At 61.2% G+C, this 21,958-nt stretch carries 18 protein-coding genes; 3 read left to right on the forward strand and 15 right to left on the reverse strand.

Features of this window, described 5'->3' with window-relative positions; genetic code table 11:
* Window positions 1–1,167 carry a DUF3108 domain-containing protein gene (locus tag ABNT42_RS05255; protein WP_348694966.1) on the reverse strand — a complete coding sequence of 389 codons (1,167 nt, stop codon included), beginning with the start codon at window positions 1,165–1,167 and terminating at the stop codon, window positions 1–3.
* Window positions 1,168–1,283: 116 nt separating this feature from the next.
* Between ABNT42_RS05255 and ABNT42_RS05260 the strand changes: the two genes are divergently transcribed.
* Complete coding sequence (locus ABNT42_RS05260; RefSeq protein WP_348694968.1) at window positions 1,284–1,988, forward strand: PhaM family polyhydroxyalkanoate granule multifunctional regulatory protein; 705 nt, start codon at window positions 1,284–1,286, stop codon at window positions 1,986–1,988.
* A gap of 24 nt (window positions 1,989–2,012) precedes the next feature.
* Here the strand turns inward: ABNT42_RS05260 and ABNT42_RS05265 are convergent, their stop codons facing one another.
* The 7 genes from ABNT42_RS05265 to ABNT42_RS05295 form a co-directional block, all read right to left on the reverse strand.
* Window positions 2,013–2,228 carry a hypothetical protein gene (locus ABNT42_RS05265; protein ID WP_348694971.1) on the reverse strand — a complete coding sequence of 72 codons (216 nt, stop codon included), beginning with the start codon at window positions 2,226–2,228 and terminating at the stop codon, window positions 2,013–2,015.
* Between the two features lie 129 nt (window positions 2,229–2,357).
* Window positions 2,358–4,061, reverse strand: coding sequence for a response regulator (locus ABNT42_RS05270; protein WP_348694973.1), 1,704 nt, complete (start codon window positions 4,059–4,061; stop codon window positions 2,358–2,360).
* Window positions 4,058–4,804, reverse strand: a complete 747-nt coding sequence (locus ABNT42_RS05275; RefSeq protein ID WP_348694976.1) for a HAMP domain-containing sensor histidine kinase — start codon at window positions 4,802–4,804, stop codon at window positions 4,058–4,060. The genes ABNT42_RS05270 and ABNT42_RS05275 overlap by 4 nt, the downstream gene beginning before the upstream one ends.
* A gap of 79 nt (window positions 4,805–4,883) precedes the next feature.
* Window positions 4,884–6,590 carry an FAD-dependent 5-carboxymethylaminomethyl-2-thiouridine(34) oxidoreductase MnmC gene (gene mnmC / locus ABNT42_RS05280; RefSeq protein ID WP_348694979.1) on the reverse strand — a complete coding sequence of 569 codons (1,707 nt, stop codon included), beginning with the start codon at window positions 6,588–6,590 and terminating at the stop codon, window positions 4,884–4,886.
* Complete coding sequence (locus tag ABNT42_RS05285) at window positions 6,587–7,150, reverse strand: DNA-3-methyladenine glycosylase I (protein WP_348694982.1); 564 nt, start codon at window positions 7,148–7,150, stop codon at window positions 6,587–6,589. The genes mnmC and ABNT42_RS05285 overlap by 4 nt, the downstream gene beginning before the upstream one ends.
* A gap of 48 nt (window positions 7,151–7,198) precedes the next feature.
* Complete coding sequence (locus ABNT42_RS05290) at window positions 7,199–10,060, reverse strand: sensor domain-containing diguanylate cyclase (protein ID WP_348694985.1); 2,862 nt, start codon at window positions 10,058–10,060, stop codon at window positions 7,199–7,201.
* Window positions 10,061–10,248: 188 nt separating this feature from the next.
* On the reverse strand, window positions 10,249–10,740 hold the full coding sequence (locus ABNT42_RS05295) for a helix-turn-helix domain-containing protein (RefSeq protein ID WP_348694988.1): 492 nt from the start codon (window positions 10,738–10,740) through the stop codon (window positions 10,249–10,251).
* A gap of 315 nt (window positions 10,741–11,055) precedes the next feature.
* Between ABNT42_RS05295 and ABNT42_RS05300 the strand changes: the two genes are divergently transcribed.
* The gene (locus ABNT42_RS05300) at window positions 11,056–11,883 is read left to right on the forward strand and encodes a response regulator (protein WP_348694991.1); all 828 of its coding nucleotides are present in this window, start codon (window positions 11,056–11,058) and stop codon (window positions 11,881–11,883) included.
* A gap of 55 nt (window positions 11,884–11,938) precedes the next feature.
* On the opposite strand, the gene ABNT42_RS05305 is transcribed toward ABNT42_RS05300, so the two are convergent.
* Window positions 11,939–13,486: a methyl-accepting chemotaxis protein gene (locus ABNT42_RS05305; protein ID WP_348694994.1), complete on the reverse strand. Its 1,548-nt coding sequence runs from the start codon at window positions 13,484–13,486 to the stop codon at window positions 11,939–11,941.
* A 70-nt stretch (window positions 13,487–13,556) separates the two neighbouring features.
* The gene (gene pnuC, locus ABNT42_RS05310) at window positions 13,557–14,129 is read right to left on the reverse strand and encodes a nicotinamide riboside transporter PnuC (protein ID WP_348694996.1); all 573 of its coding nucleotides are present in this window, start codon (window positions 14,127–14,129) and stop codon (window positions 13,557–13,559) included.
* A 160-nt stretch (window positions 14,130–14,289) separates the two neighbouring features.
* On the opposite strand from pnuC, the gene ABNT42_RS05315 reads away from it, so the two are divergent.
* Complete coding sequence (locus ABNT42_RS05315; RefSeq protein ID WP_348694999.1) at window positions 14,290–15,060, forward strand: transporter substrate-binding domain-containing protein; 771 nt, start codon at window positions 14,290–14,292, stop codon at window positions 15,058–15,060.
* Between the two features lie 18 nt (window positions 15,061–15,078).
* On the opposite strand, the gene ABNT42_RS05320 is transcribed toward ABNT42_RS05315, so the two are convergent.
* From ABNT42_RS05320 to ABNT42_RS05340, 5 genes are all read right to left on the reverse strand, one after another.
* Window positions 15,079–15,858, reverse strand: coding sequence for an enoyl-CoA hydratase (locus tag ABNT42_RS05320; RefSeq protein ID WP_348695002.1), 780 nt, complete (start codon window positions 15,856–15,858; stop codon window positions 15,079–15,081).
* Window positions 15,859–15,961: 103 nt separating this feature from the next.
* On the reverse strand, window positions 15,962–17,158 hold the full coding sequence (locus ABNT42_RS05325) for an acetyl-CoA C-acyltransferase (protein WP_348695005.1): 1,197 nt from the start codon (window positions 17,156–17,158) through the stop codon (window positions 15,962–15,964).
* Window positions 17,159–17,199: 41 nt separating this feature from the next.
* Window positions 17,200–17,649, reverse strand: a complete 450-nt coding sequence (locus tag ABNT42_RS05330) for a YiiD C-terminal domain-containing protein (RefSeq protein ID WP_161036101.1) — start codon at window positions 17,647–17,649, stop codon at window positions 17,200–17,202.
* A gap of 77 nt (window positions 17,650–17,726) precedes the next feature.
* Window positions 17,727–20,126 (reverse strand): 3-hydroxyacyl-CoA dehydrogenase/enoyl-CoA hydratase family protein, encoded by a 2,400-nt coding sequence (locus tag ABNT42_RS05335; protein WP_348695007.1) that lies wholly within the window; start codon window positions 20,124–20,126, stop codon window positions 17,727–17,729.
* A gap of 18 nt (window positions 20,127–20,144) precedes the next feature.
* The gene (locus ABNT42_RS05340) at window positions 20,145–21,935 is read right to left on the reverse strand and encodes an acyl-CoA dehydrogenase C-terminal domain-containing protein (protein WP_348695010.1); all 1,791 of its coding nucleotides are present in this window, start codon (window positions 21,933–21,935) and stop codon (window positions 20,145–20,147) included.
* Window positions 21,936–21,958 lie beyond the last annotated feature (23 nt).

A 21,958-nucleotide genomic window follows, 5' to 3' on the forward strand; every position in this document is an offset into this window, starting at 1 on the left:
TTATTCTTCCGTTACGTTAGTCCTGATACGGTTAACCGTCTGGGTAGTCAGCGCGCCACTCGCCTCGGTATTGCGCAACTGGACGGGCAGCCAGTTCAGTTCCGGCGCCAGCCAGATATCCAGAGTTGAAGTATAGCTGCCGGGACGGGGTGGACGGGTCAGATGCCAGGTTTTCAGCTTGCCCAGTCCCGTCACTAGTTCTTCCTCCCCCACTAGCCGGAAGCGGAAAATATTCGCCGTGCGATCCTCGCCCACCTGCATATCGATATCGGTGGCGAACTGGTTAGGGTCGGCACGGCCTATGCCGCCTAGCTGGAAAGGCACCGTCGTCATATCCTGCGCCCCCACCAGCAAGGGGAAGCTGCGCTCGGAAGCGGAAAAGGTGATAGTACCGTTCTCGCGATTGAAATGGGTGGCCGTTTCGGCACGGCGGGCGCGCTTCTGCGTGCTGTTTTCCGGCGCGATACCATAATCGTCGATACTGCCGCGGCTATGCATCACCAGCAGATTCAGGCGGGTTACCAGCAGGTTGATGCCGGCCCGTACCGAGGCGCGGTAATGGCTGCCATCCGTATGCCAGCGCATATCGGCGGAACCGCTCCAGCGCGTGCCGTCGGCATCCACCCTTGCCACATCCATATCAAAATTGGCCGAGGGGGGCAGATTCACTTTGTAGCGCCGCATCGACAGCTGTTCCGGCACCTGTGCATCCAGCGGGGTGGCCCCGTCGGCCCGTGCCGGGGTAGGCACGGGGGTTCCCGTCTGCGCTGCACTGGCGCCAACCTGCTCGGCCACAGCCGGCGGCGTCAACGTGGGCAGACTAGCCGCATCGGCCAGCACGCCTTCTACCGCGGCAGAGGTCTCGCTGGCCGGTGCTGGCGCGAGCGGCGCGATAGCGCTACTGGCGGCTGCGACGGACGGCGGCCGCACCGCTAGCTGGCGGGCCGGTAAAGCCTGCGGCTGCGCCGGCTCCGGCGTCTCCACGTGTTTGGGCAGACTCAGTTTTAGCTGTGCCGTCATCAGCGATGGCGGCAGTGGCGACGAGCGTGGCGTCACGCCCGCCAGATGGTTGCTGGCCCAGTCGATCGCCACGCCATGTAGCACCAGCGTGGCCACACAGAATAGCAGCAGGCGGCGACGTTGACGTAGGAAGGTGGCAAGGCTCATGGCGCTAGTTTAACTGGTTCGGCGCGCCTGCGCGCCCCTGTGGAAATGTTGTCAAAATCTTTTGAAGGCCCTGCCGTAATCTGCTACGCTAAACGCTAAACCCACTGGAGAATTCGATGACCCATCCGCAAATGCCGAACATCCCCGGCGCCAATGTCATGCACGATACGCTCGATTTCGTTAAAAACCTGTGGGGCAGCATGAGCGTGCCCGGCCTCACGGCACCCACGCTGTCCGTAGAAGAACTGGATAAGAAGATCAATGACCTGAAAGCTGTGGAAGCATGGCTAGGCGTGAACATGAATATGCTGCGCGGAAGCATACAGGCGCTGGAAGTCCAGCGCGGCACCATCGCCACGCTGAAATCCGTCGGCGCCAGTCTGGCTTCGGCAGCGCAGCAGCCGGCCAGCAGCGACAAATCCATCTTCGACGCCAACCCTTACGTTTCGGCCTTCTTCCACCATGCGCGCAATGCCGACAAGGACAAGCCGGCGCCAGCCGAGGCCCCCAAACCGGCAGCCGCCCAGCCGGCACCTGATAGCGCCAGTGCAGCCCACGCTGCCAGCGGCAAACCGGCCGCCAGCGCCGATGCGGCAGCCGCACCGATGGCCAATCCGGCTGCGTGGTGGAATATGCTGCAGGAGCAGTTCAAGCAGGCCGTAGCCAGCACCGTGCCGCCGCCGTCGGCCAAACCATCGGCGAAGGCGGCACCGGCCAAAGCCAAGACCAAAGCGGCGACTGGTAGCACCAGCAGCACCGCCCGCAAGCCGGCAGCCAAGCGCGCGCCGGCCAAGCCGAAAACGGCCAGCGGCAAAGCTTAAAGGGAGGTTCTGGCCTGAGGGGATTCAGGCCAGCCGCTGTATGCGGATCGCGTCGATCAGGCCATCGGCCTGCCGCTGCACTTTTTCGATATCGATCAGGCCTTCCTGTTCCAGCGCCTGCGCGCTGCTGTGGGCAGTCTGGAAAGTCTCCAGTGTATCGCCCTTGGCCGCGACGGGGCGTATCCACGCCACGCTGCCCACTTTCATTTTCGAATAGACTTCCTTAGCGATATCGCGCATAGCTTATGCCCTTTATTTGCCCTCAATATTGACAGCAGATCAAGCCGCAGAACGGTGTGCACCGCATTTCAGTGTAAACATTTGAACCTGCGCGGACAAGCGCAGCGGCGCGCCTGTTGCGTGCCATCGTCATTCCGGCAGGGGGCCGTTTTCCGCCTCAAACTCGCTGGCCGCCGCCGCCGCCACCACGCCCTGCATGGGGGCGAGCTGGGTCAGCTGCTCCATTAGCTGGGCAAAACGCTGCTGGCCGGGTGCCAGTGCATCGACATGCATCAGCACCGTCACCGCTTCGTCGGCCAGCGCCGCATCGTGTCCATTCTGCTGCATAAACGAGATCAGAATCTGCGCTGCGTTGAACAGTATGCGCAGATTGTTCGGCAGCGCCTTGCGCGCCACCCGCATCCATTCCACCGCCTCTTCCAGCTTGCCCGTCTTCCAGAGCAGCACGCCGGTATTCATCATATCGGTGGCTTCCTTGCGCGCCGTCTTGATATGCTCGGCGCCCTCTTCGCTCATGCGCGCCTTGTCGAAAATCGCCTGCACCTGATCGAGTAAGGGCAGGTTGTCGTGGTTATTACGGGCGACAAAACACAGCAGCGAAGTACCAGCTTCCTTCACGCCCACCGCAAATAGCAGCGTGGCCATTTCCATGCAGGTGTCCGTGCCGGGACGCTGCTTGTTCTCGTCCGCCAGCATGGCTTCCAGTTCTTCGCCAGATTTTCGGGCGCGCCGGTAGTCACCGCTTTCGTGGTACACCAGCCCTTCCGTGATCTTGGCGCGCAACACCACCTGATCACCACCGAACTGGTGGATGGCGGCGTTAAGCAGGCGTTGGGCTTCCTTGATATCGTTCTTCTGGCCGCACACGCGCGCCAGTCCGAAAAAGGCTTCCGGCGTTTTGCGCACCGAGTATTCGCCGATATCTATGCACTTGCGGAAGGCCTTTTCGGCCACGGGAATATTCCCCAGCTTGAGGGCACTGTGGCCGTATGTGACTTGCCGCAGCACCGAGTTAGGCGACATCTTGGTGGCTTTTTCCAGCACGCCGAAAGCTTCCTCGGTATTCCCCTGCAGCAGATAGGAGGTGGCCAGCTGGTCGTAGGCATCGATGTAGAAACGGTTGGCCGTGATCACCGACTGGAACATCGCCTGCGAAGCCGCTACCTCGCCGTTATTCATCATGATCTTGGCCAGTCCGCAGCGGGCCCAGTTGTAATCGCGTTCTTCCAGCACTTTCTCGTAGACGCGGCGGGCTTTCTCCGGCTCGCCGCTTTTCAGCAGCAGGGTCGCCTTCATGCGCAGCAGTTCGATTTCATGCAGCGGGTTGCTGGCGATCTGCTCGTCGCATAGTTTGGCCGCGCGCAGGAAATCCTTGTCGGCATAGGCGTGATCGATCTCCTTGAAGATCTGCTTCTTGTTCCACACCCGGTTCAGGCGGGTCAGCAGCACGCCTTCCGTAATCGGCTTGATAATGTAGGCATCGGGCTGGTGTTCGGCTGCCCCCATCACGGATTCCACACTTTTTTCAGCCGACACCATCAGCCACACGCTGCTGGGCATCAGCAGATTACGCAGACGGGCTTCTTCCAGTACCTGCTGGCCGTTCTTGCCATCGCCCAGGTTGTAATCGCACAGCACCACGTCGTAGCGGTGTTTGCCCAGCAGGACCATGGCTTCGCCGCCACTGGCCGCCTGATCGATATGTTTGGCGCCGAGGTTGCGCAGCGATTCGCGCAGCAACTGGCGGATGCCGACGAAATCATCTACCAGCAGATAGCGCTTCTCTGCCCAGTCCACGTCATTGCTGGCTACCAGCTGATGGGTGGCCGTCATGGCAGTCGCAGTACGAAGCAGCCGCCGCCCAGAGTGCCGCCATTTTCCAGCGCGATGCTGCCGTGGCGCTGCCGATGCGTGTGCATCTTGGCCACCTCACTGGAAAAATACAGACCCAGACCACTGCTATTGTTAAGGAAATTGACCGCGCTGCGCTGGCTGTTCATGGCGTTGACACCCGCTTCCAGCATCACGGCGGGGAAGCCCGTACCGTTATCTTCCACGCGGATTTCCAGATAGTCGCCATCGATGCGGATGGCCAGTCGTAGCCGGTCGCGCGTATAGCGGATGGCATTGTTGATGGCGTGTACCAGCACGCCGATGATCAGATCTTCATCCAGCGTCCACAGTGCGTTCTCGGGATAATCGAGTTCCAGCGTGATGCCGCGCGACTGCAGCAGTATGCGCGCCTGACTCGCAACCTGCTGCACCAGTTCCTCGATGCTGTTAGCCACCGGTTCGAACGGGTAGCCCGGTTTGCCCACGTCCTTGTACAGCGCCAGCAGCTGCATCAGATTATCGTTCAGGCGCTTGGTCTGGTACAGCATCTGTGCCAGCTGGGTGTAATCGGGGCCGGATTGCTCGCGCGGCACACTAGCACTATCGGCCATGGCACCGGCCAGCAGATTCTCCAGCGTGCCACTCAGCACGCTGATGGAGTTTTTCATATCGTGTGCAGTGGACGCCAGAAACATATACAGTTCCGGCGAACCCTGATACTGGGGCGCTTCGTGTTCATCCATCGTCACAGCCTCCATGGACAACGCGGTACAGGGAAAAAGGCACTGGCCGCAGCCAGCTCTCTGATTATAGCGGCAAGCATTATCCGCCACCAGCGCGACGGCGCTGCTTGAGCATAAAACGCCCCGGCACCAGCGCATCGACCAGCGTGGCCTCCAGCGGCAAGGGGCGCTGCTCCAGTTGCGATACCAGCAGTTCCGCCATCAGGGTAGACCAGATGATGCCGCGCGAAGCGTAGCCCAGCAGACTATACAGCCCCGCATGGACGGGCATATCGCGCAACCGTTCGATCCGTCCACTGCTATCGTAGTCAGGCAAAGCGCCCACCAGCGGCAGCCGGTCCGGCGCAGCGCAGCGGAAGCCCACCCGCCCTGCCAGCGGGGCAGTTTCGGCCAGCGCCGCCACCGCCTCGCCCGGAATGATTTCCGCCAGACGTGCCAGATTCTCCTGCTGGCAGCTGGCGCGCAGTTCGCGCTCATCGTCGCTGCTATAGGTGGCACCGGCGCAGATCACGCCCTGATTGGGCGGCGTTACATAGGCTTCGCGACACACCGCCAGCGACAGACGCGGCCCCAACTCCTGCGCCAGATGGGTAACCTGCCCGCGCAACCGCGCCAGCGGCAATTGCGCCGCCTGCGCAATACCCACCGCACCGGCGCCATTGGCAAGGATGACCGTCGGCGCTTCGCCCAGCAGCGCGCCGCTGCCATCGAACACCTGCCAGTTATCCCCCTGACGCTCAAGCCGCAGCGCTTCCTCGTGAAAGCACTGCCGCAAGCGTGTGCCGCAAGCCGCCAGCAGCGCTGCGCACAGCGAAGCGGGACGCGCCCAGCCGCCCTGCCCGAACAGCCAGCCGCCATGGGGCGTGGGCCCGCCCAGCAAGGCGCCGGCAGCAACGGCGTCGAGCCAGCGCACGTACTGCTGCGGGTAGTTCCACGTCGCCACCACATCCTGTTGCACCTGCGCGTGCTCGGCGTCGCGCGCCAGTTGCAGCACACCGCAGCTAGCACCTTCGAATACATGGCCGACGCCGCCCAAGCGCTGCCATTCGCGCAAGCCAAACAGGAAGGCGGCACGAGTCAGACGGGTGGGTATATTGTCATCCTTGGACAGCAGCGGCATAAAGATACCGGCCACATTGCCCGAAGCTTCCTGCGCAGGCAGCGCATGGCGCTCGATCAGCGTGACTTGCCAGCCCGCCGCGCACAGGCGGTGGCAGGCCGAGGCACCGGCGATGCCGGCCCCGATCACAATGGCCTGCCGTACGGCCGGCAATGGCGGCGCGGGCAGACGTGGCTTGCGGCTCTGGTACAGCGCCCGATAACTGACAGCATCAGGCTGTTCGACAAAGCCCTGCTTGCGCAAGGCCAGCTTCATCGCCTCGTCCGGCACATCGGCCAGTAGTTCGGCTTCCGGCTGCGCCAGCCTGGCTAGCTGGCGTGCCAGCATGGGCGGCACACCGGCGCGCAGATGGATCTGGTCTACCCGCGCTTCGATCTCCGGCAGCACCGCCTCCGGCGTGCCCACCAGCAGATCCAGCGTCACCCGTCCCTCATCAAGCACAATGCGGTGGAAGCCCGGCAAATCCAGTGGCCACAGCGCGCGCAGTTGTGCATCGCCGATCTGTTCCGCCGGCGGCACCTGTGCCGTCAGCGCCAGATAAAACAGCGATTCATCTGGCGCCAGCACACCCCATGCGGCCATGAAGCGAGCGCCGTCCTCGAAGTTGGTATCGAGGATGACCCGCGGGCGGGCAGCGCGGTCGCCCGCGATAGCATCATCACTCATGGCTGATGGCGGCAGAAACAGGCCGGGTCATGGTCGTTCACCATGCCTATACCCTGCATATACGCGTACACGATGGTAGAGCCGACAAACTTGAATCCCAGCTTGGCGAGGTCTTTGGAAATCCGGTCTGACAATGCCGTCTTGGCCGGACGCGGTCCGGCTTCCGGTGCCAGCGGCTTGCCATCGACATAGGCCCACAGCCATGCATCGAGCGTGGTGCCACTGGCACGCAGACGCAGATAGGCTTGCGCATTGGTGATGGCCGCCGCCACTTTCAGGCGGTTGCGCACTATCCCGGGATTGGCCAGCAACTGCGCCACTTTATCGGCATCATACGCGGCGATTTTTTCAGCATCCCACTGGTCAAACGCTGCGCGGTAATTGGCGCGCTTGTTCAATATCGTTTCCCAGCTCAGCCCCGCCTGTGCCCCTTCCAGATTCAGCATCTCGAACAGGCGCCGTTCATCGTGGCAGGGTACGCCCCACTCCTGGTCGTGGTAGGCCAGATACAGGGGATTGGCCGGATTAGCCCAGCGGCAGCGGATAAGATTTTCAGTCATGATGCAAAAGACAGCGTGAGTTGCGGCCGGCTCTCAGGAGCAGGCACTTCAGTTTTCCAGATCGCTCGACAGGCCGGTGCGGCGCCGTTCGCCAACCAGATTGAGCGGACCTTGCAGATTCGTCACCAGCCGCACCTCGCCCGCCGTCACCGTCTGTTCCAGTTGCTGCATCAGGCGCGGGAAGATGCCTTCGCCGCGCGTAGCAGCGGTGCTGTACAGCGCGGCCCACGCATTGCGGCCGGAACGCTTGGCGATATACAGCCCCTGATCGGCCAGCTCCACCACCTGCGACCACGACAGCAAACGGGGCTGCTCCGGCATGAAGGGGAAGCAGGCAAAGCCGATCGAGCAGGTTTTCGCCAGCGTAGCGCCATCGGGCAGAATGAATTCGCGTTCGGCCACGGCACGGCGCATCCGTTCAGCCACCACATGGGCTTCCTCGCGGTGGGTCGCGCGCGCCAGCACCAGAAATTCTTCGCCACCCCAGCGAATCACATAATCGGATTCGCGGAACACTTCGCGCAGCCGCTCGCGCATCTGCACGAGGATAGAATCGCCGGCCGCATGACCATAACGGTCGTTGACTTGCTTGAAGTGATCCAGATCGACCATGAAGAACACCAGATCCTTGGCCGCCGTGAGATCGCAGATAGTCAGCTCGCGGTGCTGGCCCGCATCGTGCGCGCGCAGACTGAGCGCCACGTCGGCATCTACATTCTGCAGGAAGAAGCGGCGGTTGCGCAGCCCCGTCAGCTGGTCGGTCAGGCTGACTTCTTCCAGCGCCTTGTAGGCCCGTTCCAGCTCCAGATTTTTTTCCAGCAGCTGTTCCTGGGTCGCGCTCAGCGCCTTCAGCGTGGCCGCCACCTGCCGGTAGGCGCTGGCGTTATCGAGCGCAATCGCGCCATAGGCACACAGGGTGCGGAAGATCAGCCGCTCGCGTTCGCCGTAGGCACTGGCCTGCAGCGATTGCACGGTCATCGCGCCCAGCACCCGTTCACCCACGCGCAGCGGCGCAAACAGCAGGCTCAGTGTAGGCAGCGTGCCCGGTATCAGATTCGGCGTCAGATCCGCCGCGCCCAGCTCCACCAGGATCTCGCGCCGCTCGCGCACGCAGCGGGCCGAGTTAGCCTGCGGATCGGACAGCGCCACCCGCACGGCAGGCACCTGATTGCCGGCTTCCGTGCCAAAGGCGCAGGTCAGCCAGTCGCCTTCGGCATCGAGCAGGAAGATGGAGAAGTGGGTAGCATCGAGCAGACCATGTACGTGCCGGTCCAGCGCACGGAACACGGCGGCCGCATCCAGATGGGCGGTGATCTCCTGCCCGATGGCGCTCAGGTGGGTCAGCGTAGCACTGGTCTGTTGCAGCACTTCGGCGCGCTGGGCTTCGGCGGCTGCCAGCTGGCGATGGTGTTCGCCTTCCGTCTGCGCCCGCTCGGTCTGGTACTGCACCTGCATGGCGATGGCGCGGTTGGTGGCCTGCTGACTGTGGATCTGGTCGCGTGCCGTGCCAGCCTGCAGCGAAATGGCATAGGCCCGCTCGTAATTGCCCACGGCCGCGTATTCACGCGCGATGGCGTCGAGCAGCGCGCCGGAGACCGTGTAACCATCGATGGTGCCGGCCACTTCCAGCGCCAGCAGCAGGTAGTGCAGCACGGGGCTGGCAGCCTGCATGGCCGGTGGTGGCGGTAGAGTATGCTGGGCATGGATCTCGGCCAGTACATTCAGCGCCGCAATCTGGGCCGAGGCATCGACATGTTCGCGCGCCAGTTGCAGCGCTGCCTGCGCGGCAGTCAGTGCCTGGTCGGCCCGTCCCAGATGGGACAGGGCGTGCGCCTGACCACGCCGTGCACTGCTGCGAAAATCCGACTGGCGCAATGCATCACCGCGTGCCGCTAGCTGGGTAAAGCTGTCCAGTGCCGCTTCATGATGACCCAGATCCAGGGCCAGATCGCCCTGATACTCGAGTGCCACGGCATACGCGCGTGAACCGGACAAGGCTTGCAAAGTATTCAGCGCTTCCCGCAGCAGGGTCTGCGCCGCTTCGCGCTGGCCCAGCTGGCGCAAGGTTTCGGCGGTCTGCATCAGGCCCATGCCTATGCTCAGTGGCCAGCCGGTCGGCCGCGCCAGATCCAGCCCGCGCTGCATCCAGTCCAATGCCGCTTCATGCGCATTCAGGCTGGTGAAGGCATTGCCGATATTGGTCGCGATGACCACCGCACGGCGAATCTGCCCCGTAGCCAGCGCCGTCTCGAAACTCAGCATCAGATGGCCGATGGCGCGTCCGTATTCGCTGCGCTGGAACGCACAGGTGCCGAAAAAATCGCTGATCCAGCCGGCCGCGATGGGCGCCACGCCCGTCAAGTCGGTGTTGAAGCGCTGACCCCAGCGTTGCTGCGCTGCCTGCCAGTCGATAAAGGTATCGAAGATGCCCGAGGCGGCATCGATCACATCGATGCGCACGGCATCGCCCGCACGACGCGCTGCGGCTGCGGCGGCGGCCAGCGCCTGATCGGCGGCACGGCTGTCGCCGCGGTCGATGGCGATGCCGGACTGCAGCCATTCCAGATCGGCGCAGGCCAGTGCCGCTTCGCGCGGCAGGCTCGCGCTAGCCAGTTCCAGTTGCTGCTGCGCCTGCAGGCACAGCAACTGGGCTGCATCGAGCCGGCCATGCAGACCTTCCGCCTCGGCATCGATCAGCAATACGCGGCAGCGTGCCAGCGCCGCCTGCGGTGCGGGCAGCAAAGGGAGTAGCGGAGTCAGTTCGGCGCACAGGCGGCGTGCCTGCTGGGGATCGCGCTGGCGCAGATGCCAGGCCAGCAGCTCCAGTAACGGCCAGCGTTGGGCGCCTTGCGCATCGGCCAGCGCGGCCTGCCACTGCGCCAGTTCCTCGTCACGCGCAAACAGATTCACTCAATGCTTTCCTTTACTGTGCACTCCCCGGTCGGGAGCCATGGCCGCTGCGCAGGTATGCGCGCCACACATTATTCCACAAATTTGCCGCCTCAGACGGCGCCACAACATTTCTAATGAGCATAAAAAAGCGGCGCTGCCCTGCCGGGTCGCGCCGCACCACTTCCCTACAAGTGTCGCTTGCTGGCTCAGGCCATTTTGCTGATTTCCATCAGGCGGCTACGCATGCCTTCAGTGGCAGCGGGGCCGGGCGCAAACATATAGTCTTCATCGTTGATGGCCAGACCGCTATTCGCATCCACCAGCACCTGATCGGCCGGCTTGCCAGTCTCGCGGCTGACCACCAGCAGGCTGGCGCCTTCGGGGGCCAGATGGTCGTTACCCCAGGCGATGAATGCCAGCAGTACGGGTTTGAAGGCACGCCCTTTTTCCGTCAGGATGTACTCGAAGCGTGGCGGCCGGGTGCTGTACTGGCGGCGTTCCATCAGCCCCCCTTCCACCAGACCGGACAGGCGGCGCGTCAGCATATTCGGGGCAATTTTGAGACTTTTCTCGAATTCGTCGAAACGGGTCAGGCCATAGAAAGCATCACGCAGAATCAGGATGCTCCACCATTCGCCCACTTTGCCCAGACTGCGGGCTATCGGGCAGGCCATGCTGCCAAAATCAGTGTGTTTCATGCTTTACTCCTTGGTCTGCTAGTTCGTTATCGCACATGCAATATGGCTAGCCCGGCATTGTTGCCTGGCGAGTTCATTATTGACGATCCGAAAAATGCCTGCTTTTGCCATAAGCGAGAGCAGTTTTGCTGGCGGAGAAAAGTGCGAAAAATAGTGCCGGCTAGGGGGTATTTACAACAATCTTGCAAGCCAGTGGTAGCATAAGGCTAATGAAAACAGAAACTATTCAACTTTTTCAGCGGTAAGCGCTACTATGCAACTTGCAGTGACAAAGCCTGTATAACTAACCCGAACCAAGCCAACCCTGCCGAGGCCATGCCAACCGCCCGCCCTGCACCATCGAGCAAGATACTGGTCGTAGACGACTCAGCATTCGAACAGCGCATGCTGGTCGATCTGCTGAGCGAACTGCCGTATTCCGTTTCGGTGGCCTTTAATGGCATGCAGGGCTACCAGCTGGCACTGGCCCAGCAACCGGACCTGATCCTGCTCGATGTGCGTATGCCGGGCATGGATGGCTATGCGGCCTGCCGTCTGCTCAAGGCCAATCCGGCCACCCAGGACATCCCCATCATTTTCCTCAGCGGTAACGACAACACGGAAGAGCGCATACTCGGCCTGTCGCTGGGCGGGGTGGATTTTGTCGGCAAGCCGTTCTCGCCGGGCGAACTGGCCGCCCGCATACAGGTGCACCTGAATCTGGCGCTGCGTGCACGCCAGCAGCAGGCGCCGCGGCCCGACAGCGCGATTGCCGACACCATCGTGGCGGTGACGGATCCCGAGGTGGTGATCGTCAACGCCACCAAGCGGCTGATCTCGAATAATCTGGCAGCGCCACCCAGCCTGACGGAGATTGCCAGCAAAGTAGGCACCTACCGCGAGAAGCTGTCGCAACTGTTCCGCGCCCACACGGGCATGACCGTGTTCGCCTACATCCGTGCCGCCCGCATCGAGTGCGGCATGAATCTGCTACGCGAAACCGAGATCGAAGTGCAGGATATTGCCCTGATGGTGGGCTTTAACAATGCCGGCAACTTCGCCACGGCCTTCCGCGAAAGCACGGGACTGACGCCCAGCGCCTATCGGGCCAGCCAGAACACCGCTGCGCCGGCCCTGCCAGCAGAAAGCGCCAGCCCGCGCTAGACAGGGGCTGGCGCCCCTGCATCGCTAGCGGAGCATCTGTGTACTCCGCCCGGTTTCAACGCAAACGGAACTTGCTGACCACCTCGGCCAGATTGGCAGCCTGCTCCTGCATGGCGCCCGCCGCTGCGGCCGCCTGTTCGACCAGCGCAGCATTCTGCTGGGTCACTTCATCCATCTGGGTGATGGCGCGATTGACTTCGCCGATGCCCGTGCTCTGCTCGCCAGTCGCGGCGCTAATTTCCGCCACCACATCACTCACGCGGCGTACGCTGGATACCACTTCCGTCATGGTGGCGCCGGCCTTCTGCACCAGCGCCGTGCCGCTTGCCACCTGCACCACCGAGTCGTCGATCAGTTCCTTGATTTCCTTGGCCGCTGCCGCGGAACGCTGGGCCAGATTACGCACCTCGGTGGCCACCACGGCAAAGCCGCGGCCCTGCTCGCCGGCACGGGCCGCTTCCACCGCCGCGTTCAGCGCCAGAATATTGGTCTGGAAGGCGATGCCGTCGATCACGCTGATGATGTCGACGATCTTGCGCGACGAGGCGCTGATGGAATCCATGGTGGCAATCACCTCATCCACCACCTTGCCGCCATCGGCCGCAATGCCCGATGCGGACTGCGCCAGTTGGTTGGCCTGACGGGCATTATCGGCATTCTGCTGCACGGTCGAGGTCAGCTCTTCCATGGCCGAGGCAGTCTCTTCCAGCGAACTGGCCTGCCCTTCCGTGCGGCGCGACAGATCCATATTGCCACTGGCAATTTCGGCCGAGGCAGTAGCGATCGCATCCGTGCCATTGCGCACTTCGCCCACCACTTTCAGCAGACTGTCATTCATGGCCCGCAGCGAGTCCATCAGCTGCCCAGTTTCATCGCGCGTGCTGGCCACAATCACATTGCTCAGATCACCCTCGGCCACGCGGCCGGCAATGCCTACCGCCTCTTCCAGCGGCGTGGCGACGATGCGCGCCACATACATGGCCAGCGCCATACTAACGACCACCAGCAGCGCCAGCACGCCGATGATGGTGTTCCGAGAACTGTCGTAAGTGGCATCGGCAGCTTTATCCGATGCAGTACTGCCTTCGTCATTGATCTTCACCAGCGCATCGAGCTGTTCGAAGGCGGAACGGAACAGTTTGTTCGACTCGCCCCGCAGCAGGGCCGCCGCTTCTGCATTCTTGTCCTCACGCGACAGCGCCACCAGCTTGCGGCTCGCGGCCAGATACTCGTCCAGCGTCTTGCGGAACTCGCCGTACACGCGCTTTTCTTCCGCTTCCGAAATCAGCGCCTCATAGGCAGCCTGTTGCTTACGCAGCGTTTCCAGCCGGGTCGCCATAGCTTTTTCCACCGTGGCAAATTCAGCCGCATCGTGCATGATGATGTGATTAGATTCGGAAATCCGGTAGCGTGCCAGCGACACCTCGATCTCGCCCAGCGTGCGGATCGACGGCAACCAGTTATCGGCGATATCGGTGGACGCCTGATTCACCACATTCAACTGGCGTATGGCAAACAAACCCAGCAAGGTGGCCAGTGCAATCACGGCGGCAAACGCCACGATCAGTTTGCGCCCTATTTTCAAGTCAGAAAACCACTGCATGACGTCTCCTTTAGTTTTTTTCTACGTAGTAACACCATGATAGAGCGAGGAAAAATCAAAGTCGATGAATCTATGCAAGTTGCTGCTGAGATTGCATCTGGCGGTGCCAGAACCACCACGAGGCCAGTGCATTGAACCAGTAAGCGGCATATAGCAAAGCCGTCAGCTGTAGCCCGCGGCTCAGGTACAAAGGCACGGAAATACTGTTGACCAGCAGCCAGAACGGCCAGCTTTCGATGCGCCGCCCCATCAGCAGCAATTGCGCCACAATGCTGAAGGCCAGCACGGCCGAATCGATGAAAGGCGCGTAGGCATTGGTGTAGGCCTGCAGCAACAGACCATAGCCGGCCGTCGCCAGCAGGGCAATCGCGCTCAGCCACAGCAGTACGCGCACCCGCACACGGCGTATCGGCAATTGCTGGCCGCTATCGCCACGACGCCAGCGCCACCAGCCCAGCAGGCAGGTAATGATAAAGAACACTTGCAGCGCCACGTCCGCATACAGATTGACGCCATAAAACAACACAGCAAACATGCTGCAGCCCACGACGCCCAGCCACCACGAATGCACATTGTTGCGTCCAGCCAGTACGATAGACAGCGTCATCACGGCATTCGCCGCCAGTTCCAGAGTAGATACCAAAGCACGTCCCCGCTAAGAGTTATGACGCTGCTACAGGCGCGCCAGCGCTATGGTAAGCCGGCAGCGCGCGGCTTGCTAGCCTGCATGCAGGAAAGGCCGAACGCTTGACATTCTCCCCACTTCTGGCAAATTGTAGTCAAAGTTCAAAGAATGGTTCCTCATGCAAGCCCGTACTGTCGGCACTACTGTGGCCCTGCTGTATGCGACCGCCCTGCCGGCGCAAGCGGCTCCCTGCCAGCTAAAAATGGCGTTAGAGCAATGGCCACCGTATGTCTACAGCAAACCCAATAGTGCCCCCACGGGGCTGGATCTGGAACTGACGCAAGCCATTTTCCGCGAAGCCGGCTGCGCGCTGCAACTGTTGCCGGAACTACCCACCGCACGGCGCCAGCGCCAGTTCGAACAGGGCGGGCTGGATGTGCTGCTGGCGGCCTCCGATACGGCCGAACGGCGCAAGATTGCCCGCTTCAGCATTCCCTACCGCACCGAGTCGGTCAGCCTGTTTGTGCGCACCGAACAATTGCCGCGCTATCAGCAGTTGCGGGGGATCGAAGGTTTGCTGGGCATGCAGGTGTCGCTGCTGGCACCCAAGATAGGCTGGTATGGTGCCGCCTATGCCAAGCTGCAACCGCAGTTGCTGGCTAGCGGACACCTGAGTACTTTTCTGAATTTTCAGCAAGGCTTGCGCATGCTGGAAGCGGGCCGCGCCGATGTGATACTCGGCGACAGCGCCGCACTGCGCTATGAAGCGCGCGAACTGGGACTAGCCATCAGCGCCCTGCCCCTGACGGTGCTGCGCGCCCCCGTGCACCTGATGCTCAATAAGAACACCACCACGCTAGAAGATCTGGAACTGATCAATGCCGCCATTACACGGCTGGAGAAACAGGGCGTGCTGGCCGAAATCCGCAACCGCTACGGCGAATTCTGACGCGCCGCCCTGCCGCCATCAGGCAAACTGGCTGAAGTCCGGCTTGCGCTTCTGGAAGAAGGCCATGAAGGCTTCGCGCGCTTCCGGTGCCACCAGCATGGCGCCAAAGTGGACGTTTTCCGCAGCAATCGCATCGGCGACCGGGCCTTTGCGGGCCGCCTTCATCAGCTGCTTGGTCACGCGCAGCGAACTGGCCGGCAGTGCCACCAGCTTGGCGGCCTGTGCTTCGGCAAAGGCGCGCAGTTCGGCCGCCGGCAGGATTTTCGAAATCAGCCCCATTTCCAGCGCTTCCTGCGCGAGGAAAGCTTCGCCCAGCATCAGCTTTTCCGCTGCGCGGGGATAACCGGCCACTTGCGTCAGCAGCAGGCTGGAGCCGTATTCAGGGCACAGCCCCAGTTGCACGAACGGCACGGAGAACTTGGCGTTGTCGGCTGCGTAGACCAGATCGCAATGCAGCAGCAGCGTGGTGCCGATGCCTACGGCTGCCCCTGCTACCGCCGCCACGACCGGCTTGCTGCAGTTGGCCAGCGCCATCATGAACTGATAGACCGAGCGCGACTCGATGCCAGCGCCATCGTCGGGACGGGCCGATTTCATGAAATCTTCCAGATCGTTACCGGCGGTGAAAATTTCCGGCTTGCCGCAGATCAGCAGCGCACGCACGCTGGTGTCCTGCTCGGCAGCGTTGATGGCGTCGGCCATGCTCTGGTACATCGCCGAAGTGATCGCATTCTTGCGTTCGGGGCGGTTGAATTCCAGCGTCAGTACGCCATTGCTAATGCTGCTCAAAATATCCATGCTGTCTCCAAAATAGTGAAAGGGCGCCGGAAAAATCCCAGCGCCCTTTGGACGGTTGCGCTCAAGCGCCTATGCGGTCTATGCAGCCGCCGTGCGCGTTAATTTATACGCGCTCGATGATACCAGCGGCACCCATACCGGCGCCTACGCACATGGTGACCATGCCGTATTTCAGGTTGTTGCGGCGCAGAGCGTGTACCACGGTAGCAGCACGGATTGCACCGGTAGCGCCCAGCGGGTGGCCCAGCGCAATCGCGCCGCCCATCGGGTTAACCTTGGCTGGGTCCAGACCCAGATCGCCGATCACGGCCAGTGCCTGTGCAGCAAACGCTTCGTTCAGTTCGATCCAGTCCAGCTGATCCTGGGTGATGCCGGCTGCTTTGCAAGCCTCTGGAATGGCGAACTTAGGACCGATACCCATGATTTCCGGTGGTACGCCTTTGACAGCGAACGAGGAGAACTTGGCCAGCGGGGTCAGGTTGTGCTCGCGCAGGAACTTCTCCGATACCACCAGCAGCGCGCCTGCACCGTCCGACATCTGCGAGCTGTTACCGGCAGTGACGGAACCTTTGGCAGCGAACACTGGCTTCAGCTTGCCCAGCGATTCGATGGTCGAATCAGCACGTGCGCCTTCGTCGGTATCCACGGTGCGGGTCTTGATCTTGATTTCACCGGTCGCCAGATCCGGCGTACGGGTGATGATTTCCACTGGCGTGGTTTCATCCTTGAAGAAGCCAGCCTGCTGGGCGGCGATAGCACGGCGGTGCGATTCGACCGAGAAGGCATCCTGCGCTTCACGCGAAACTTTCCACTGGGTCGCCACTTTTTCCGCGGTCAGGCCCATGCCGTAGGCCATGCCCACGTTTTCGTCGGTGAACATGTTCAGGTTCATCGATGGGTGGTGACCCATCATCGGTACCATCGACATGGATTCCACGCCGCCGGCGATCATGGCGTCAGCTTCGCCAACGCGGATACGGTCAGCGGCCATGGCCAGCGCGGTGATACCGGAAGCGCAGTAACGGTTGACGGTCACGCCGCCGATGGTGCGTGGCAGGCCAGCCAGCAGCACGGCTTGACGGGCGATGTTGAAGCCCTGCTCGGCTTCAGGGAAGGAGCAGCCGATGATGGCATCGGTGATCAGGGCTGGGTCCAGGCCAGGAGCCTGTGCCAGTGCCGATTGCATGACGCGCACCAGCAGATCGTCTGGACGGGTCTTGTTGAACATACCGCGTGGCGCTTTGCCGATCGGGGTACGGGTCGCGGCGACGATGTAGGCGTCTTGAATTTGTTTGCTCATTTTATTCTTTCAAAAATTTTTGATCGAAGTCGGTTGCGATGTTAGCTACGCTTCTCGGATAAATACCATTCCACTTGAACCTGTGCGGCCAGCGTGCCGGCGGCGTCGAAAATGTCGACTTCCACGGGAAACGCTACCTTGCCTTGCGCTTTCAACTCGGCCTTCAGCGCGGCCAGATCACCGGGCACCCGGCCCACCGCACGGGTGGCGCCTTTGGCGACCTTCTGATACTGGATGCGCGATTCCTTGGCCACAGGGCGCAGAGTAGGAATCAGCTCCGCAAAACCGCCCGCCATGGCTGCCCCGGAGGCCGTTTCGGCCAGCGTGAACAGCGCGCCGGCGTGCGGCGTGCCCAAGTGGTTGTGCAGCTTCTGGTCGTCCGGCATCGACACCTGCGCGGTGCCGTTGCCGATTTCGTCTATCCTGATGCCCAGCGTGCGTACCAGCGGCAGGGTATCCATCATCTGTTGCTTGATACGGTCATACACCATGCTCGGTCTCACTCGCAGTAATACTTTAAAAATCAGGCTCAGGGCAGACATGCGTTCAGAAGCTCTTGGCGTACTGCTTAGTTGCGCACTGGCTTACCGGTCTGCATCATGCCCATGATGCGTTCCTGGGTCTTCGGATGGTTCAGCAGTTCCAGGAAAGCTTTACGCTCCATATCCAGAATCCACTGTTCGCTCACGAAGGAGCCCTGATCGATATCGCCACCGGACACGATCTCGGCAATCATTTCGCCCAGTTTGAAGTCGTGTGCGGAGATGAAGCCGCCGTCGCGCATATTCACCAGCTGGGCCTTGATGGTGCCGTAGCCGTAACGGCCGGTCACTTGAATCGGTGCCTTCAGTGGTGGACGGTAGCCCTTGTCGAACATGGCGCGTGCTTCTACTTTCGCTACGTGCAGCAGTTCGTAAGGGTTGAACACGATCACGTCGTCTTCTTTCAGGTAACCCATGGCCTGTGCTTCCAGAGCCGATTTCGACACGTTGGCGGTCGCCGCGTTGGTGAAGCCGGTTTTCAGGAATTGCAGGATGTCGGTGCCCTTGGCTTCTTTGTAAGCGCGTGCAGCCGCTTCTTTCAGACCGCCGCCGGCTGGAATCAGGCCTACGCCTACTTCCACCAGACCGATGTAGGACTCGATCAGCGCCACACGCTTGGATGCGTGCAGAGCCATTTCGCAGCCGCCGCCCAGTGCCAGACCGGCTACTGCGGCCACCACTGGAACGTTGGAGTATTTCATGGCCATGAAGGTGTCTTGCAGTTCGCGGATGATAGGATCCACCGCTTTCGCACCGCCCTGCATGAACGCTGGCAGCGCCGATTGCAGGTCAGCACCAGCCGAGAAGGCGCCGCCTTCAGCAGCGTCGGCACTCCAGATCACCAGACCTTTGTAGTTCTTGGCGGCTTCCGCCAGCGCCATCTTGAAGCCTTCAATCACGCCCTGGCCGATCACGTGCATCTTGGTCTTCAGCGAGATGACCAGTACCTCGTCGCCGCTGTGCCACAGGCGTACCGAGTCGTCCTCGAACACGGTGGTGCCGGCAGTGCGGCCGTCGATCGCGCCCGAACCAAATACTGGCGCGCGGAACTGCTGACGCTGGTACACGGCCAGATCCGAACGTGGCACGAACGATTTCGATACGGCCGACCACGAACCTTCAGGGGTGTGGACGCCGCCTTTTTCAGCCACAGGGCCTTCGAATACCCAGGCTGGCAGCGGTGCATTGCACAGTGCGTGGCCTGCGTCGATGTCTTCTTTGACCCAGTTAGCCACCTGAGTCCAGCCAGCGGCTTGCCAGGTTTCGAACGGGCCCACGTTCCAGCCGAAGCCCCAGCGCATGGCGAAGTCGATTTCGCGTGCGTTGTCGGCGATGCTGTCGAGGTGGATCGCGATGTAGTGGAAAGCGTCACGGAAGATCGCCCACAGGAACTGGCCTTGTGGATTGGTCGATTCGCGCAGTGCTTTCATCTTCTTGACCGGATCCTTTTCTTTCAGGATGCGGGCGATGATGTCGGCAGCCTTGCCGCCGCCGGTCACGTATTCACCGGTAGCGAAGTCCAGACGCTGGATCTCTTTGCCTACTTTTTTGTAGAAGCCGGCGCCGGTCTTCTGACCCAGCGCGCCTTTTTCTACCAGACCTGCCAGCACGGCCGGGGTTTTGTAGACGGCAGCGAACGGATCGTTCGGCAGGTAGTCCTGCATGGTTTTGATCACGTGACCCATGGTGTCCAGACCGACCACGTCGGCGGTACGGAAGGTACCCGACTTGGCGCGGCCCAGTTTGGCGCCGGTCAGATCGTCGACTACGTCAACCGACAGACCGAATTTCTCGGCTTCGTGCACGATGGCCAGAATGCCGAACACGCCTACGCGGTTAGCGATGAAGTTAGGGGTGTCCTTGGCACGTACCACGCCTTTGCCCAGCGTGGTGGTGAGGAAGCCTTCCAGCTGGTCGCTGATTTCCGGCTTGGTGAACTCGGTCGGGATGATTTCGACCAGGTGCATATAGCGCGGTGGGTTGAAGAAGTGCACGCCGCAGTAGCGCGATTTCAGATCCGCGTCGAAGCCTTCCGACAGCTTGGTGATCGACAGGCCCGAAGTGTTCGAAGCGAAGATCGCGTTCGGTGCAATGTGCGGTGCCACTTTGGCGTACAGGTCGTGTTTCCAGTCCAGACGCTCGGCGATCGCTTCAATGATCAGATCGCACTCGGCCAGCTTGGCCAGGTCGTCTTCGTAGTTAGCGACTTCGATCAGGGCAGCGTGTTCCTTGTTACCCAGCGGTGCAGGCGAGAGCTTTTTCAGGTTCTCGATAGCGCGCAGCACGATGCCGTTTTTCGGACCTTCTTTAGCAGGCAGGTCGAACAGCACCACAGGCACTTTGGCGTTGACGCAATGAGCGGCGATCTGCGCGCCCATAACGCCGGCGCCCAGCACGGCTACTTTTTTAACGATGAAATTGGTCATGTCGTATCCTTAAGTTGCTTAGAACAGGTCTGCGTCGAGGGCCATCAGGTTGGCCGAACCCGAACGTGCCTGACGGATCAAGGTTGCAGTTTCTGGTTGCAGACGGGCGAAGTAGAAGCGTGCGGTCGCCAGTTTGGCTTTGTAGAAGTTGTCGCCGCTGTCTTCCTTGGCCAGCGCGATCTTCGCCATTTGAGCGAAGAAGTAGCTGTACACCATGTGACCGACTACGCGCAGGTAAGGCACGCAGGCAGCACCGACTTCGTCCGGGTTCTGGAAGGCTTTCATGCCGATTTCCATGGTCAGCTTGGTGACCTTGTCGCCCAGATCGCCCAGCGGGGTGATGAATTCGCTCATGGCTTCATCGGTACCGTTGTCTTCTACGAAGGCTTTGATTTTCTCGCCGAATTTACGCAGCTTGGCGCCGTTGTCGCCGAGGATCTTACGACCCAGCAGGTCGAGCGACTGGATGGTGTTGGTGCCTTCGTAAATCAGGTTGATACGGGCGTCACGTACATACTGCTCCATGCCCCATTCCGAGATGTAGCCGTGGCCGCCGTACACCTGCATGGCTTCCGAGGTAGCGATCCAGGCGTTGTCGGTGATGAAGGCTTTAACGATAGGGGTCAGCAGCGCGACTTCGTCAGCGGCTTCTTTACGCACTTCTTCGTCTGGGTGGTGCAGTTCGCGGTCGATCTGCAGTGCCACGTAGGAAGTGAAAGCACGGGCGCCTTCAGCGTAGGCTTTGCCGGTCAGCAGCATGCGGCGTACGTCCGGGTGCACGATGATAGGGTCAGCAGCCTTATCAGGTGCTTTAACGCCCGACAGGGAACGCATCTGGATACGGTCTTTGGCGTACACCAGCGCGTTCTGGTAAGCCACTTCGGTCAGACCCAGCGACTGCATGCCCACGCCCAGACGGGCTGCGTTCATGAACACGAACATGGCGTTCAGGCCTTTGTTCGGCTGGCCGATGATCCAGCCTTTGGCGCCGTCCAGATTCATCTGGCAGGTCGAGTTACCGTGGATGCCCATTTTTTCTTCGATCGCGCCGCAGGTGATCGGGTTGCGCTCGCCCACCGAACCGTCAGCTTTCGGCAGGTACTTAGGTACCAGGAACAGCGAGATACCTTTCGAGCCTTCCGGTGCGTCCGGTACGCGGGCCAGCACCAGGTGCAGGATGTTTTCCGACATGTCGTGTTCGCCGGCCGAGATGAAGATCTTGGCGCCGGTGATGTCCCACGAACCGTCAGCCTGTGGAATCGCCTTGGTGCGCAGCAGGCCCAGATCGGTACCGCAGTGTGGCTCGGTCAGGCACATGGTGCCGGTCCATTCGCCCGAAACCAGTTTAGGCAGGTAGATTTTTTTCTGTTCGTCGGTGCCGTGTTCTTTCAGGCACTCGTAGGCGCCGTGCGACAGACCAGGGTACATGGTCCATGCCTGGTTGGCCGAGTTCAGCATTTCGTAGAACGAGTTGTTCAGCACTACTGGCAGGCCCTGGCCGCCGTATTCAGGATCGCAGGCCAGTGCAGCCCAGCCGCCTTCCACGTACTGCTGGTAGGCTTCCTTGAAACCTTTAGGGGTGGTCACGGTCTTGGTGGCAGCATCGTGCTTGCAGCCTTCGCGGTCGCCCGAGTGGTTCAGCGGGAACAGCACTTCCGAGGTGAACTTGCCGCCTTCTTCCAGCACCTGATTGATGATGTCGGCATCAACTTCAGCGTAATCCGGCAGTGCTTTCAGCTCCTCTTCCACCTTCAGGAACTCGTGCAGAACGAATTGCATATCCCGGATTGGTGCGACGTATTGACCCATGATTTTCTCCTGATGACTTTTGT

Source organism: Duganella fentianensis (assembly GCF_964031615.1).
GTDB lineage: Bacteria > Pseudomonadota > Gammaproteobacteria > Burkholderiales > Burkholderiaceae_D > Rugamonas > Rugamonas fentianensis_A.

Bases quoted from the DNA above. Each gene is read 5' to 3' on its own strand.
- ABNT42_RS05255 (WP_348694966.1), bottom strand. From the start codon at position 1,167: ATGAGCCTTGCCACCTTCCTACGTCAACGTCGCCGCCTGCTGCTATTC.
- ABNT42_RS05260 (WP_348694968.1), top strand. From the start codon at position 1,284: ATGACCCATCCGCAAATGCCGAACATCCCCGGCGCCAATGTCATGCAC.
- ABNT42_RS05265 (WP_348694971.1), bottom strand. From the start codon at position 2,228: ATGCGCGATATCGCTAAGGAAGTCTATTCGAAAATGAAAGTGGGCAGC.
- ABNT42_RS05270 (WP_348694973.1), bottom strand. From the start codon at position 4,061: ATGACGGCCACCCATCAGCTGGTAGCCAGCAATGACGTGGACTGGGCA.
- ABNT42_RS05275 (WP_348694976.1), bottom strand. From the start codon at position 4,804: ATGGATGAACACGAAGCGCCCCAGTATCAGGGTTCGCCGGAACTGTAT.
- mnmC (WP_348694979.1), bottom strand. From the start codon at position 6,590: ATGAGTGATGATGCTATCGCGGGCGACCGCGCTGCCCGCCCGCGGGTC.
- ABNT42_RS05285 (WP_348694982.1), bottom strand. From the start codon at position 7,150: ATGACTGAAAATCTTATCCGCTGCCGCTGGGCTAATCCGGCCAATCCC.
- ABNT42_RS05295 (WP_348694988.1), bottom strand. From the start codon at position 10,740: ATGAAACACACTGATTTTGGCAGCATGGCCTGCCCGATAGCCCGCAGT.
- ABNT42_RS05300 (WP_348694991.1), top strand. From the start codon at position 11,056: ATGCCAACCGCCCGCCCTGCACCATCGAGCAAGATACTGGTCGTAGAC.
- ABNT42_RS05305 (WP_348694994.1), bottom strand. From the start codon at position 13,486: ATGCAGTGGTTTTCTGACTTGAAAATAGGGCGCAAACTGATCGTGGCG.
- ABNT42_RS05315 (WP_348694999.1), top strand. From the start codon at position 14,290: ATGCAAGCCCGTACTGTCGGCACTACTGTGGCCCTGCTGTATGCGACC.
- ABNT42_RS05320 (WP_348695002.1), bottom strand. From the start codon at position 15,858: ATGGATATTTTGAGCAGCATTAGCAATGGCGTACTGACGCTGGAATTC.
- ABNT42_RS05325 (WP_348695005.1), bottom strand. From the start codon at position 17,158: ATGAGCAAACAAATTCAAGACGCCTACATCGTCGCCGCGACCCGTACC.
- ABNT42_RS05330 (WP_161036101.1), bottom strand. From the start codon at position 17,649: ATGGTGTATGACCGTATCAAGCAACAGATGATGGATACCCTGCCGCTG.
- ABNT42_RS05335 (WP_348695007.1), bottom strand. From the start codon at position 20,126: ATGACCAATTTCATCGTTAAAAAAGTAGCCGTGCTGGGCGCCGGCGTT.
- ABNT42_RS05340 (WP_348695010.1), bottom strand. From the start codon at position 21,935: ATGGGTCAATACGTCGCACCAATCCGGGATATGCAATTCGTTCTGCAC.